The organism is Bradyrhizobium sp. 31Argb (assembly GCF_043638955.1).
In the GTDB taxonomy this organism is placed as follows: domain Bacteria; phylum Pseudomonadota; class Alphaproteobacteria; order Rhizobiales; family Xanthobacteraceae; genus Bradyrhizobium.
Genome location: NZ_JBEGDB010000213.1, coordinates 1 through 13994 on the forward strand (window position 1 = coordinate 1; position 13994 = coordinate 13994).

Annotated in this window: 15 protein-coding genes; 4 read left to right on the plus strand and 11 right to left on the minus strand. The window is 58.4% G+C overall.

What is annotated here, in order from left to right; genetic code table 11:
• The first annotated feature begins 1907 nt into the window (after window positions 1-1907).
• The 4 genes from AAFX91_RS30245 to AAFX91_RS30260 are packed head-to-tail and all read left to right on the plus strand — an operon-like array spanning window position 1908 to window position 5180.
• Entirely contained in the window at window positions 1908-2297 is a 390-nt protein-coding gene (locus AAFX91_RS30245; protein ID WP_394569051.1) for a hypothetical protein, read from the plus strand.
• A 19-nt stretch (window positions 2298-2316) separates the two neighbouring features.
• The gene (locus AAFX91_RS30250; RefSeq protein WP_028168822.1) at window positions 2317-3006 is read left to right on the plus strand and encodes a response regulator transcription factor; all 690 of its coding nucleotides are present in this window, start codon (window positions 2317-2319) and stop codon (window positions 3004-3006) included.
• A gap of 28 nt (window positions 3007-3034) precedes the next feature.
• Complete coding sequence (locus AAFX91_RS30255; RefSeq protein ID WP_394569052.1) at window positions 3035-4504, plus strand: type II and III secretion system protein family protein; 1470 nt, start codon at window positions 3035-3037, stop codon at window positions 4502-4504.
• Window positions 4505-4514: 10 nt separating this feature from the next.
• Entirely contained in the window at window positions 4515-5180 is a 666-nt protein-coding gene (locus AAFX91_RS30260) for a CpaD family pilus assembly lipoprotein (protein WP_028168820.1), read from the plus strand.
• Between the two features lie 41 nt (window positions 5181-5221).
• On the opposite strand, the gene AAFX91_RS30265 is transcribed toward AAFX91_RS30260, so the two are convergent.
• From AAFX91_RS30265 to AAFX91_RS30315, 11 genes are all read right to left on the minus strand, one after another.
• Window positions 5222-6259 carry an EscU/YscU/HrcU family type III secretion system export apparatus switch protein gene (locus AAFX91_RS30265; RefSeq protein WP_130228581.1) on the minus strand — a complete coding sequence of 346 codons (1038 nt, stop codon included), beginning with the start codon at window positions 6257-6259 and terminating at the stop codon, window positions 5222-5224.
• The gene (sctT, locus tag AAFX91_RS30270; RefSeq protein WP_028168818.1) at window positions 6256-7077 is read right to left on the minus strand and encodes a type III secretion system export apparatus subunit SctT; all 822 of its coding nucleotides are present in this window, start codon (window positions 7075-7077) and stop codon (window positions 6256-6258) included. Before sctT ends, AAFX91_RS30265 begins: the two co-directional genes overlap by 4 nt.
• On the minus strand, window positions 7078-7362 hold the full coding sequence (locus AAFX91_RS30275; protein WP_028168817.1) for an EscS/YscS/HrcS family type III secretion system export apparatus protein: 285 nt from the start codon (window positions 7360-7362) through the stop codon (window positions 7078-7080).
• Window positions 7363-7364: 2 nt separating this feature from the next.
• Complete coding sequence (gene sctR / locus AAFX91_RS30280; protein ID WP_028168816.1) at window positions 7365-8030, minus strand: type III secretion system export apparatus subunit SctR; 666 nt, start codon at window positions 8028-8030, stop codon at window positions 7365-7367.
• Window positions 8023-9078: a type III secretion system cytoplasmic ring protein SctQ gene (gene sctQ, locus AAFX91_RS30285; RefSeq protein WP_130228582.1), complete on the minus strand. Its 1056-nt coding sequence runs from the start codon at window positions 9076-9078 to the stop codon at window positions 8023-8025. Before sctQ ends, sctR begins: the two co-directional genes overlap by 8 nt.
• A gap of 62 nt (window positions 9079-9140) precedes the next feature.
• A complete protein-coding gene (locus AAFX91_RS30290) occupies window positions 9141-9671 on the minus strand; it encodes a YscO family type III secretion system apparatus protein (RefSeq protein ID WP_028168814.1) in 531 nt (176 codons plus the stop codon).
• A complete protein-coding gene (gene sctN, locus AAFX91_RS30295) occupies window positions 9647-10996 on the minus strand; it encodes a type III secretion system ATPase SctN (RefSeq protein ID WP_130228583.1) in 1350 nt (449 codons plus the stop codon). The genes AAFX91_RS30290 and sctN overlap by 25 nt, the downstream gene beginning before the upstream one ends.
• Window positions 10993-11616, minus strand: a complete 624-nt coding sequence (gene sctL / locus AAFX91_RS30300) for a type III secretion system stator protein SctL (protein ID WP_130228584.1) — start codon at window positions 11614-11616, stop codon at window positions 10993-10995. The genes sctN and sctL overlap by 4 nt, the downstream gene beginning before the upstream one ends.
• Window positions 11606-12244, minus strand: coding sequence for a nodulation protein NolU (locus tag AAFX91_RS30305; RefSeq protein WP_130228585.1), 639 nt, complete (start codon window positions 12242-12244; stop codon window positions 11606-11608). Before AAFX91_RS30305 ends, sctL begins: the two co-directional genes overlap by 11 nt.
• A 10-nt stretch (window positions 12245-12254) precedes the next feature.
• A complete protein-coding gene (gene sctJ / locus AAFX91_RS30310) occupies window positions 12255-13121 on the minus strand; it encodes a type III secretion system inner membrane ring lipoprotein SctJ (protein ID WP_394569053.1) in 867 nt (288 codons plus the stop codon).
• A gap of 8 nt (window positions 13122-13129) precedes the next feature.
• Entirely contained in the window at window positions 13130-13654 is a 525-nt protein-coding gene (locus AAFX91_RS30315; protein ID WP_394569054.1) for a nodulation protein NolB, read from the minus strand.
• Window positions 13655-13994: the final 340 nt, after the last annotated feature.

Below are 13994 nucleotides of genomic sequence, written 5' to 3' on the forward strand. Positions count from 1 at the left end.
GTGGCTACGATGAACCAGAAATCCTCCCTCCGCAAAATCCTTCAATTTGTCTCAAAGGTCTCGACGGCGAACAGCGCCGCATCGATCGTAGTATGATTACTGACATTTTATGCGATCGAAATCGCCAGGAAAATTGGAGTTTCGGAACATGAAATTGACCAGTCTCGCACGTGTTTCCCGCTTGTGTGGAAGAGAGGGTTGGGGTGACAAGAGCAGCGAGCGAGTTGCGCACTGCCCGCCGATACGGGTGAGTAGATTGCGGGGATCTATCGAAGGCTGTCGCCCGCCTCGGGGCGCTTGCTACGATCGACAATGGCGTCGGTTTTCAGCTCGTGCCCTCCCCACCCGAGCGCGGATTGAGCAACCGGGGGCTCCGTCGTCCTAACAGAGGATGAACTGTGAATCTGATCGGAAGTGAATGCCTCTGGGCTCGCGCAACACTTGCTGCTTCGAGACCTCGTAGTCCCTTCTCTCCAAGTCTTCTACCATCGGGTTCATCAAGAGGCCTGCGAGCCTTAGGATCGCAACGAGCCCGGAAGGACTTGAATGTACGCAGCCAATTGTAGGGATTCCGACGCAGGTCGCGACACTACCTGACAGATAGGTTGCGAAATGTCTCAGACCTGTAACGTCGAGCCGCTCGAATTCTCAGCCCTCCACCAGCAGACCGATAGCCTGCCAGCGGCGAGGCTCGGTCGGGCATTGGAGATCCTGCAGAGGCTGGCCGAACGCACTGCGCATCAGTGCGATGCGCACGGGTTCTTCATTGCGTCGGTGCGCCGATGGCGGTCAGCGTATGCGACTGCAAAGACGTCGAACAAATGGGCTCGGCCTTTTAAGCATCAGCAATTGATGCAGCCCGAAGCTTGCTTTTTGACTTATGCCCAAGTTTGGAGCGAATTGAAATGAATTGGCGCGCGCGATGTTGTTGCTGAGGTCGTAGGACGCAACATGATGATCGCAAAAGTTATTCATATTCATCTCGCAATTGCGACCCTGGAGTGAGCCGTACTGAAGCTATCGCGCATCATGACAGCGTCGGGGTTCCGTCCAGACGACAACTAAAAACGACTCTCGGCACCGTTGAGAGCCCTCTGGCTCCCCGAAAATGCCTTGCTGTTCTGAGGCATCGCGTTGCTTTTCTCCAAGTTCCTGTGCTGGCCGCCTCAGCCGGCCTGCGAGCTTTAAAGATATTCATCAACGAACTCGATAAGGGACTTGAATCGCACGTAGCGTCAGATTGTAAGGTTTCCGACACGAGTCGCGACAATGCGTCGCGACAACACTTTATGACAGGTAGCAAGAATTGCGAATGTCTCCAAACCCTAGGTTCACGCCGCTCGACTCCCTCACGCTCCTCGATCAGTCCACCCGCACCCGTGTTGGCAACGTAGCCTATGCGCCTGACACGCGACCAGCGCCGGCTCAGTTGAGGCTACAACAGCAGGAGCTAGAGAGCAGGACCCGCTGTCTTCGCGTCCCTGTTGCCGGGCGGGCAACGAAGCTCTGTACAACCTCGACATCCGCCGGCATTCATCGCCAGAGGTGGAATGCAGGCGGCGGAACCACCCAGACCACATGTCTGACAACGCCTCTACGGGAACGGACTCGCCACTATTTGGTGTGCCCGATCGGCTGCCGCCTGGGCGCCGCGTCGGATCTGGCTGAAGGTCGAGAATTCTGGCCCTCCCCAAATACGCCACCGCCCCGACCGAGGCGTGTTTTCCTAGCTCGGGGGCGCATTGGTTAGTTCGTCCCGCGTTAGTGGCTTCTGAAAGAGCGGCCGACTGCGGGACGCGAGGCGCCTGCACGCGTTCGAAGTTCCATTTTGTCATGACTAAGCGACCTCGAAGGGTCGACGGCATAGCAAGCCTCACCGCAGGCTCTGGCCAACACGGGAGCTCAAAATGTTGATGTCTCGTATCAGTTCGGATGCAAATCCAGCCATTCGCTCTGGTGCTTTGCGTTCAGCTGCGCCTGCTGGCGAGGCCATCGCCCGACCAATGACCGGAAGCATTGCCGCGATTGGCGCGCAGTTGCGGCAGGGTGCTGCCACAGCCCTCGATGCTTTGACTCATTCCAGCCAACCTCCCGGCATCCACACCACGCTAAGAGTTGCCAAGCGCGCATGCGATCCACAGCAGACGGCCGAAATTTCTAATCCGCAGATGAGGCCGGCCGTTGGCAACATTGCTCTTCTTCATCGATCCCGTCTCCGGACGTTTACGTTGACTCGGGACAACTCAGTCTCGCTCGGCTTCATCATCGACGGTGATCTGCTCGATGTTTTGGCATGACTTGAGAAGGGGCAATGAAATGCGAACGCTAGTGGTTGATCATGATGAGGACCTAGCGCGCGCTGTCCAAAGCGCGCTCTCGGATTGCGGTTTCGCCGTTGATCTGGCACCCACTCTGGATGATGCGGCGACCGCTCTGGGCTACGCCAACTACGACATTCTCCTGCTCGAGTTGGCTCTACCAGATGGAAACGGCTTGGACTGGCTGAAGCGGTTGAGACGCGACGGACATTTGATGCCTGCAATAGTGATGAGCAGCCTCAATGACCTCGGTCGACGGATCGCCATTTTCAATGGTGGTGCAGACGATTTCCTACCCAAGCCTGTATCTACTGATGAACTCATCGCCCGGATGCGAGCCATTCTGAGGCGGTCAACGCAAATGACAGCCCCCGTGGTCACATTTGGCAATCTGAAGTTCGATCCGATCGCCCGGCAAGCTTCAGTTGGTGGTCGGCCGCTCAGGATTGCGCGCCGCGAATTGTGCATTCTTGAGCATCTCCTCAGCCGCGCTGGCCGTACCGTGCCGCGGCTGTCGCTAGAGGATAGCCTCTATGCGTTTGACAACGAGGTCTCGACCAATGCGCTTGAAGTCGCGATCTATCGCTTACGCCGTCATTTGAGTCAGTCGGGTGCGACCCTACGGATCACGACCGCACGCGGCATCGGTTATATCCTTGAATTGAATAGCGTGGCATCGGCCGCCTAGTCGATCGAAGTTGAAAGCAAAGACTCCCTTGAAGATCGCTCTTAATAATGAGGGTGGCAGCGATCGACGCTCGATCGTCGCCAGTGCCCTGTGGTCTGTCGTTTATCCTTCTCTTTCCCACCTCCTGTGCGCGGTCGCTTTCCTATCACCACTAACTGCCGCAGCTCAGACGACGCGGGATGCTAGAGAGGGGCCGCCGCATGCGGCTCCTAGCAGCATTAATGGAACGCTGGACCTTTCCTCCTCGCTCGGCAAGACAATTCATCTGCCTGGGCCGGCCGCGAGCATCTTTGTTGCCGACCCGACGATCGCGGATTATCAGGCGCCGTCGAACACGACCATCTTCGTCTTTGGCAAGAAGTCCGGACGGACCAGCCTGTTCGCTTTGAACGACAACGGGGAGGCTCTCGCCGAGTTTCGTGTCGTCGTAACACAGCCGATCGAGGATCTGCGTGCCATGCTCAAGGCCCAGGTCGGTGACTATCCGATCCAAGTCAGCTATACCCCGCGTGGCGCGATCCTTAGCGGTATGGCTCCCAATGCCGATGTCGTCGCCACTGCCGTGAGGGTTACGGAGCAGTTTCTCGGTGCGGGTGCGCTGGTCGTCAATAAGATTCAGGTCGCCGGGTCGTTACAGGTCAATCTGAGCGTGCGCGTGGCGGAAGTCTCGCGCAGCGCTATGAAGGAGCTCGGCATCAACCTCTCCGCTTTGGGCCAGAATGGCACTTTCGTTTTCGGCTTTAGCAGCGGCAAAGGTGCTGCTTCCGGCACGGCGAGCGGCGGCGGCGGCAAGGTAGGGATCGGCCTCAGCGCTGGTAATATCAACGTCGGCGCTGTTCTCGACGCGCTAGCCAGCGAGCACCTCGCTTCCGTACTCGCTGAACCGAATCTCACCGCAATGTCCGGTGAGTCCGCGAGCTTCCTGGCCGGCGGCGAATTCCCAATTCCGGTCATGCAGGACAACCGACAGGTTTCGATCCAATTTCGTCATTTTGGAGTGAGCCTCGAGTTCGTCCCGACCGTTCTTAACAACAATCAAATCAATGTCCGCGTGAAGCCTGAGGTCAGCGAGATTTCGAAGGAAGGTGAGGTCAAATTGAACGGTATGGCCGTGCCGGCCCTCTCTACAAGACGGGCGGAGACCGTTATCGAGCTTGGGAGCGGACAAAGCTTTGCAATAGGCGGGCTAATCAGGCGTAACTTCAGCACGGATATCAGTACTTTTCCCTGGTTGGGCGACGTGCCCATTCTCGGTGCGCTGTTTCGCTCTTCGTCCTTTCAAAAGCAGGAGACGGAGCTCGTTATTATTGTCACGCCTTACATCGTGCGGCCCGCATCCAACGCGAACCGGATGAGCGCTCCGACCGATCGCATCGGACCACCCTCAGATATGGGGCGCATCTTAACGAACACGTTGGCAAGGCCGCCGCGGGGCCGCGACGCTCCGCGCACCAGTGTACCAGGCGCGACAGGCGGCGCCGGTTTTATTATCGAATGAGGATCGTCGAATGACTGTACGAGCCCTGCCGCATCTGTTCGTTCTGATGACGAGCCTAGGCGGCTGCACAAGCACTGCTACGATCAACACCTTTCCGTCTGAACAAGGAACCATGGTGCAGCAGCAGAACAGCGTCTTGGTGCTGCAGAGCCTCCGTGGGCTCGAGCGGTATCGACTGAGAGAGTTCATTGCCAACAACAGTCGCGGTCGGTTTGATGCGATCCATCTCGATATCATCGGCTCGCCCCGGCTCGCCGCGCAGGTAGCCAGCGAGGCCCGCGCAATGGGCCTTGCCCCTTACAACATCCGCCTGTTCGGCCCTCGCCTCGACCGGCCTCTTGGCTTCGCGGTGCGAATCCAGGCTACTGTCTATGAAGCACGTCCTCCCGTCTGTCCGTCGCTTGCCATCATTGCTCCTTCAGTCAACGACAATTCGTTCGACCAAACCCTTGGCTGCTCAATCCGCAACAATCTGGGAGTCATGGTCAACGATCCGGGCGACCTGCTGGACAATAGAGCTGTCATGGCAACAACAGGCGATCGTGCCGCCGTTCCTGTTGCCACATATGGGTCCATGGGACAGCGCAACAAGAGCGACATGGAAGCTGGAATTGGCAACAGGGCGTCGCCAGAAGCCGCGTCACCGGCGACGAGGGATGTACAGTCGCCTCGATAGTGCACGTCGGATGGCGCAATGATTTCTGCCATACGCGATATCTAGACAAGCCCGGCGGAATAGAGTGCTTTCGCAACCCCTTCGAAGCACTTCGAAGGAACAGCGTTGCCCAGCTTCGCACTCCGGATGAGCTGACGCGCCAGGGCCGGGTCCTGGACAATGCTGAGGTGCAGCGACTGCGCCTCGGCAAGCAATCGTGAGGCAAGTTCGCCCTCACCACGGCAAACCACGATCGGCACGCCGGTCTCGCTACGAACGTAGCGGAGGCCAATCAAGATCGCCTGCCCTGTCAGTATCAATGTGGCACGATGGACGCCAAGTGGAGGCTCGTTCGCTGTCTCCTGACGAAGGCGACGGTGTTCGCGTTTGACCTGCGGATTGCCCTGCTGTTCCTTCGATTCGCGCTTGGCCTCGGTCTCCGTCATGCGCATGTCCTGCAAGAACAACCAGCGCTGGATAAGGAGATCTGCCAATCCGCCGATCAGAAAAGCACCAGCAGCAATTTCCGTCAGCAATTTGATCTCAGTGAACACGAAACTGAGACACCCCATACCGCAGACCGGCAAGTACACCAGCGCCTTCCAACTAGCGACAACCGTGAGCAGAAAGCTGGCGCCAAGAATGCCCACCTTAAGAAGCGACTTCGAGAGTTCAATGAGCGACCGCTTAGACGCAATCCGCTTGAGCCCCTTGATGGGATCCAATTTCTCGAATTTCGGCTTTAAGGACTCGAAAGAGACGTTTAATCCACCATTGGCCAAGACTCCCGCTAGAATACCAGCGGCAACACCGGCCCCGAGGAATGGAGCAACGGCCGAAAAAAATAGGTCGATCAAGCCGCCCAGCGCCTGCTGGACCGCGCTAGTGAACGGCTGAGCCTGCAGTTTGTCGATGAGCCGCATCGTTTCATGCCACTTGATCTCGATGGGGGCCGCTCTTAACCAGAGGCAGCCGAAACCGGCGCAAACGCTGACTGCGCTGACCAAATCGGCGCTGCGCGGGCTCTGCCCTTTCTTGCGCGCATCTTTTAGCTTCTTGGGAGTGGGAGGGAGCTTCTTCTCTTCGCTCGAGCCACTCATTTCAGGAGCTTCTCGAACAACTTGAGCACGGTGTTGGACTGACTGATCTCCGATCCCATATATTCGACGAGGAAGGTGGCGTAACTTACCATGATGATCCCATAGGCCAGGTTCTTCATGGTGGGAGAGACATCGTTCAGTTTGATTTGCGGTGCAAACCGCCCAAGTATCATCACCGATACATCAAGCAGCAGCAGGAATGCCAACACCGGGCCAGAGACCAGTAGCGTCGTATGCATGATGTGATCGAGAAGCCGCAGACATTCCATCGCGCCTTGCGCGGTCAGACTAGGCATCAGCCGATATACGGGCCAGATCAGATAACTGCCATAAAGGCCCGTAATCACGTTCTCCAATCCCCCGGCTAGAACGAAAATCGCAATCGCGGTGGTACCGAGTAACACCGCTGTCGCCGAAGCTTGGCCGCGCGTCGCGGGATCATCAGAAGCAACAGGGTTCGTAATTCCCCGTTGGGTGTCGATGAGCTCACCCACTGCTTGGATGCTCCATAGCGGAATACTGAGCAAAAGGCCGATGAGCAGGCCGACGAACACCTCTTTCAAACCGAGGAGCGTGACACTGATCAGCCGGGAGCCCTGATCCAGCGACTGCAAGCCGTGCCTGATCTGCAACAGGCATGGCAGTCCCATCGCAAAGGTCACGCAGCCACGGACCAGCCCGCTAATGCGCGGCCGCGTAAATACAGGAAGGACCAGCATAATGCCAAGGGCCCGGGCTGCTGCGAGGCCACCTGCAAGGACGAGCTCGATCGCCTCCTGGATCAGAGCTTGCGTCTCGGCGGGTGAAGGGAGGTTCATCTACCGTCGGCTAATGCTTGCCGTGAGTGCGGGAAAGTCGGTAAATGCCTGCTCTGCTTCCTTGATCAACGCGGCGCTGAGCACCGGAGAGAACAACGCGATCACCGCGACAACGACAAGAAGCTTCACAGTCAGTGGCAAGGTTTGATCCTGAAGCTGCGTTGCCGCTTGGATGATGCCGACAACCAGGCCGACAACGACCGCAGCGATGAGCGGTGGTAGAACCCAGATCATGAAGAGCACAAGTGAACGGCTCATATGAGTGAGAATGCTCGCCTCATCCATGTTCAGCCTCCCGGTGTTGTGTAACTGAGCACCAGCCCGTGCATGAGCCGTGACCAGCCGTCGATTGAGACGAATAGAAACAGCTTGAAAGGCACGGATATCACCGTCGGCGAAACCATCGACATACCCATGGCCATCAAGATGGTCGTCACGATCAGATCTATGGTGATAAAGGGCAGATAGAGAAGAAAACCAATTTCGAAGCCACGCTTGAGTTCTGAAATTAGAAAAGATGGCACCAGAATGACCAAATCATCGGCGCTCACGTTGCCGCGCATGTCCTCGGGCCAGACCTGTTCGGTTGAAGCCAGGAAGAACCGGCGCTGCTCGTCAGCGGTGAACTTCTTGAGATAATCGCGCAGCGGCTCCTGCCCCTCCTTTGCGGCGCTCACCCAATCATCGACCGTTTGGTAGCGGAGTTGTGGCGCAGAAATGCGATTATAGGTCTGTTCAATCACCGGCGCGCCAATGAAAACCGTCAGGATCAGTGCCGCGCCATATAGAACGAGGTTCGGTGGGATAGATTGAGTCCCGAGCGCGTTGCGAACGAGGAAGAGCACGACGGATACCTTTATAAACGCTGTGCTTGTTACGACAACGAACGCGAGCAGGCCAAGGCCAGCTGTGAGCGCAAGGAGTCCAAGAATTCCCGGTTGAATGTCAGTCATTGACCGCCAACTTGCCGCGCAGCCGGATGCCGAGCTCCTCGCCGATGCGTACGATGTCGCCGCGGCCGATGCGGTGGCCGTTGGCAAGGATATCGACCGGTCCGTCGAACGGCCGGCCAAGTTCGAACACATGTCCTTCGCTGATATTTCTCAAGGCCCCGAGTGCGACAGTCCACCGGCCGCATTCGAAAACCAGCGTGATCTCGATGTTGTCGAGATCGTTTTCAGAGGGTGGGCGGCTCTTTTCGGATTTGGTCATCATATGTGTACACTCAAGGGGATATGGTTGGAGGCGGAATGCCCCTCGCGCGATCAAGCGATCGTCTGCAATATGTGCCGGGGCCCATAAGGTTCCCGCCTTGAGGATGGCTTGGCCACGGGCGAAGGGTAATACGTCCGGCAATAGAGCGTCTCCTGCATTTGCTTTGCCTAGCAGCGCGACCGTAGCACGGAGCGAGCCGATCTCTCCCTTAACGATGACAGGCAATTCTGGAGGAAGCTGGCGTGCCTCTCGCGGCAGCTGACTGAGCAGTCCGCCTAACGCGCGAAACGCGGGTGGAACTGAACCATCGAGAGGTGAGAACAGGAACAGGCGCGCTTTGCCTTTGAATGGGCCGTAGGTGATTTCGAGCTCCAGATAAGGACCCTGAGCCGTTGCTTCGCTCACGCAGATCAGCCGCAAGCTTTGTTGTGTCAGACTCTCTAGCTGATCGAGCAACGGATCGAGTGCAAGTTCGACGAGGAGCGAACGAGTTGGCTCCGAAGGTAGGCCAAGCTCGCTCTGCACTGTCGCGATCAGCCCCTCTATGAGCGGACGGGGCAACGATAAGATGATCGTTTCATGTCCGAGAACCCAAGAGCAGTTGAGCATCGATACGGCACACGGCTCGGCGTCCCAGACAAGCCGTGCCATCTGCACCGATAGCGACTTATCGCCGAGACGGGTTTGCAGAGGCTTGCGGGAAGCGGCGATCTCGTTGAGCCAGGAGACGACGGCATGCGACAGGGTTAGCCCCGGTTCAAACTCCGATTCGTCGCCCGGAGCCATGCTCGCAGGCCCGTCTACAAGACGAGGCGCTTTCGCTAGCATAAGAGAAGAAGCCATCAGATTCAGTCGCTAGCCGTGTGGGTACGCGTACTACTGCGATACCGAAGCAAGACCTCGTCGTCGGCCTCTATCTCGGCTTCCGCTTCCGAATGGGAATCACTCGCGCGCTGAACGTCGCCCTCAATTTGCTGCCATTTGTAACTCGCCGCCGAGCACTTGGTCAAAATGGTCCGTGCGTCGAGGACCGACGTCTTGGCCTGCTCTTGAGCGTCGCGCACTTCCTCAAGCCTTCCGCGTGCTCGTGCGACCTCAGCTTTGAGCCGTTCAGTGACGATGTGACAGCGACGATCGAGCTCCTCGACAGACAGCGAATCAAACGATGCCAGCTCTCGGTAAAGCTCTCCTTCGAGCGCCGCTCGGTTTTTCTCGGCCGTCGCCAGATCCTGGACAGCTTGTTCCACCGCTTGGAGGGCGGTGCGAAGCTTGGCTTCCATGTTGGACACCTCACGAAGGGCGCTCCGCTGTCTCATATCCTTCACGAGCCGCAATTTCGAGGCATAGACACGATTCACGCGGTCAGACGTGACATCCATGTGAACGTCTCCTCAAAGCTTGATGCCTCGTCTCCGCTCTGACGCAGAAATTTCCGCAACTCCTCGATCGAATTAATTGCCCGATCTGTCAGAGGATCACTGCCTTGCTTATATTCGCCAACCTTCACCAAGAACTCGGCCTCGGCGTAGCGCGAGAGCAGATCACGGAAGAAGGAAGCTGCCTTGCGATGCGACACAGAGACGACTGCATTCATCACGCGGCTGCGGCTCGACAACACGTCAATGGCGGGAAAATGCTCGCGCGCTGCCAAAACGCGTGAGAGAACAACGTGGCCATCAAGAATGCCTCGCGACTCTTCGGCGATTGGATCACCCGAGCCGTCGCCTTCGACAAGCACGGTATAGAAGGCCGTGATTGAGCCGCGCTCGCCCATGCCGGCACGCTCTAAGAGGCCAGGAAGCATCGCAAAAACCGACGGCGGAAAGCCGCGCCGCGTCGGCGGCTCTCCTGCCGCAAGGCCGATTTCGCGCATGGCGCGGCTAAAGCGCGTCAATGAATCCATCATCAGGACGACGCGAAGTCCTTCATCACGAAAATATTCGGCGAGTGCTGTCGCCATGTGAGCGCATTGCGCTCGTTCCATTGCCGAGCGGTCGGAGGTCTCAACCACAACGACGGTGCGGCGAAGCGCCGCCTCACCGAGGTGCTGCTCGATGAATTCGCGCACTTCACGACCGCGCTCGCCGATCAACGCGACTACGGTGGCATCGGCAGCCGCGCCTTTTACAATCTGCGACAGAAGCGTCGACTTACCGCACCCTGGGTCTCCGTAGATGCCGATCCGCTGCCCCTCGCCACATGTCAGAAGCCCATCCAAGACACGGACGCCGAGTGGGAATGGCCGCTCGATAGCGCGCCTTGTCATTGGGTTTGGAGCCTTACCGCGCAGCGGACGAGTTTGAGCGGCCTTGATTGGACCCTTTCCGTCGATCGGACGGCCGAAGCTGTCGATCACCCGGCCAAGCAAGTCGGGGCCGACCGGAACTTCATGCATTCGCCCGGTCGGGACCACTTCTGCTCGGCTGGATAAGCCCGCCATGTCACCGATAGGAGTGAGCAATACCCCATCTTGCAGTAGGCCGATCACCTCGGCCTCGAGCGACCACCCGGTGCGGGAATCCCGCAACAGGCAAAGCTCCCCTATGCGCGCCTCTGGCAAGACGGCATGAAGCAAGGTGCCGACCGCCCGTGTGATCCGCCCTCGTACAGCACGCGTGTCGATCTGCTTTGCTGTAGATTTCAAAGACGATAGCGCGGCGTGCAGATTCCTCTCTGCGACCGCATCGGTCGCCGATGTTGTCATGGCTCGTCTTCCTTTGAAGGCAAACCCAAACCAAGGCGCAGAGCCCGGAGCTGCGCAGCAAGTCCAAGATCGACATTGCCAAATTCGCTCCACAACACGCACTGGTCCGTCGTTAGAGCCGGATCCGGGTCAATCCGCACTTTCGGCCGGCCCTCCTGTCCATCCCAGGCAGCGAACTCGCGCGCCAGCGCATCAGCTTTCAAAGGAGAGACATGAAGGCACACTTCCGCGCTACCATATTTTTGCTCGATCGCATGACGAACGGTCCTCACCAACATCTCGCCTGGATCAAACGCGCCCAGCAGATCGCTTACGATCTCCATGACAAGCTGGGGCAATTCCTGCTCCAGAATAGCTTTTCGCTGCGCAAGCGTGGAAGCAGCCTGCGCGATCAGCCGAGACATTTCTTCGGCGCCGCTCTTGAAGCCATCCGCTCGGCCGCGCGCCCGTTCCCGCTGATAAGCTGTCCGTCCCCAGCCGCGAACGCGTTGAAGATGCCGCTCGGCGGCCGCGCGCGCTTCGACGGCATCGCACCAGATCCCGAGCTCGGCAGCCCGTATAAATGGCCCGAGCGGACGTATCTGGGGGGCCACCGGCAGCGCTGGGTCATCAGCCGTCATGCCGTGGCGTCTCCCTCGACAAATGGGTTATCACCAAGGAAAGCAACGGGCCCGCGGCATTGCGGTGTTCGGCCGCTGGATTCTCGACAGCAGTGCCTATGGGCGAGCGTAGCAAAATGCGCGTGCGGTCAAGCGAAGAGGCTTCGTCGAGCCAAGCACCTAGGCAGGCATGGCCATCGTGTTCAATCTGTTGCGAAAGTTGTTCCGGATCAGCAGTAGCGGTGGTTGCGACCGCGCTGGCCAAGTGCCGGATACCGAAAGCGTGCGCTTCTGCCCCGATACGTCCAAGCAGAATTGCGAGATCCTGCTTTGAGACGAGCTTTAGGAGCGAGCGAGCATGCCAAATACTGCCGGCAAGCAAAGCAGCCCTATTCGGATCATGGCCGAGCAGAAGATCTCTTCCCCAGTTGCTGCTGCTCGCGTCCATTCCATTACCAAGCAGCATTTCGGCCAGTCTTACCTGCAGCCTCGCGCTCTTCTGTAGCCGGAGCAAAGTCGAAGCCGACAGCCGCGCGTCAAGACGGGCAGCAAATTGGCTCAGATGGGTCGAGGCAGCGAGCTCGCGCAGTCCTTCACAGGACGATTCGGACCAAGTATGAGATTCGGCGGATCGCAGCGGTATAGGCATTTGCACACCCCTATGCCCTGTCGGAGGCGATCTTTTTACCGGGAGCTTGGATAGCCGGCGTGCTCGAAGGGGTGCCCAGTCTGGCTAGCGCGCGCGCTGGCTGGGCACCCTGACGCATACGAGAACCAAGGAATATGTAGCAGAGAAGGCCGAGCGCAGCGCCGGCCACGCCGACACCGGCCGCAAGTAGCGGGGCTGAAATGGATTTGCTCGACTGAGCGGAAGCAGCTGGCAAGGGCGACGGCCGTTCAAGCGGAGCCCGTTCAACCGGTACAAAGACCACCGCCACCTTGTCATAGGATAGGCCCTCGATACTGTTGGCGACCAGCATCTTGATCTGCGGCAGCAGAGCCGAGAGCTTTGCATTGGAGTTATGTCGAATGAACACCGACGCAGAGGACGGCATCGTGTCCTGGCGCAACAGATCATTTTTCGGCAAAACAACGTGGACACGCGCGGATATGACGCCGTCGATATCGCTGATCGTGCGCGACAATTCTTCGCTCAGGGCGTAAACGAAGCGAGCGCGCTCCTCGGTCGGCGAGGCAACCAGGCCCGATCCTTTGAACACCTCGCCGAGGTTCTTGAAAGGCTGGCGCGGCAGCCCTTCTAAATTTAGCAGCTCGATCGAAAACGCTAGCTGCTTCTCCTCGACCTGGATCGTGCTGGTCCCGTCCTTGGCAGTGACACGGACCGCATCGACTCCCTTACTTAGCAGGAGCGCAAGCATCTCATTGGCCTCACGCTCCTGCACTTTGGTGCAGAGCTCAGCCTTACAGCCGAGCAGAAGGAGCAGGAGCGGCAGCACGGTAAAAGCACGCAACCATTGAGCGAATGGGCGGACATGGCCGCTTTGTCCGCAGATGGAACCAGTCATCAACGAACTCAGCCCGCCGATAGCAATTTGTTCATAGATGAGCTGACGGCACTGGTACTCTTGGAGACGAGCGAAACCTCGACGACACCTTTGTAAACGTCTCGCAGACTCGCAACCATCGCGTCAAAGTCGAGCACCCCTTCCGGTTTGCCCGCAGGGCTCGCCCCCACGGGCTGCGGCGGCGAAAGCGGCTGAGCGGCCAGCCCAGGTTGCACGACCTTCGAAATGGCGGCCACGCCGCCGCTCGCTGCAGAAGGAACGGGACTGCTCCGGTACATCGAAGAGAGCGCCTGGAGCACGCGCTCGCCAGGCGGACTCGCCTGCACTGTTGCACGCTGAACCTCCGACATCGCAGGAACGGACGCTGCCTTATCTGTGACCGAGGAGACAGCGCCTGACGTCGAAGCGACGTGCATTAGAGCCTGCTGAAACTGGCTCTGCGCGCCGATTGCTGCCGGCTGGCAGAGCCCGGAGAGGCCTTCGGCAGGGTTCAGGGAGATCGGCGTGGCGGCTAGCATGATCGAAGGTGTCATTGGTTTGGCGCCGATGAGGCACGCCGTTGTTAAGAATTGATGAGTCAGCACCGTAAAGAGGCGAGCTGACCGCAAGCTGACGAACACGCGAGCCATAAGGCCATTTAAAGATCACGTTCGGCTTCCAGTTTGAGCGAAGTCTTATTGACGCATACGCATTTATGAACGGCTTTGACCGAAGCACTTCCACCCGTCTCGCGCACGCTCCATCGGCTGACATCATCCAGCTGCTGCGCGCACCACCATCACCAAGCGGCGGTGTTGAGACTAGGCCGTGTGGACTCTTGGGATTCTCAAATCAGATTGAACGTGATTCAAGGCTTTCTTTTAGGAGGAAGCC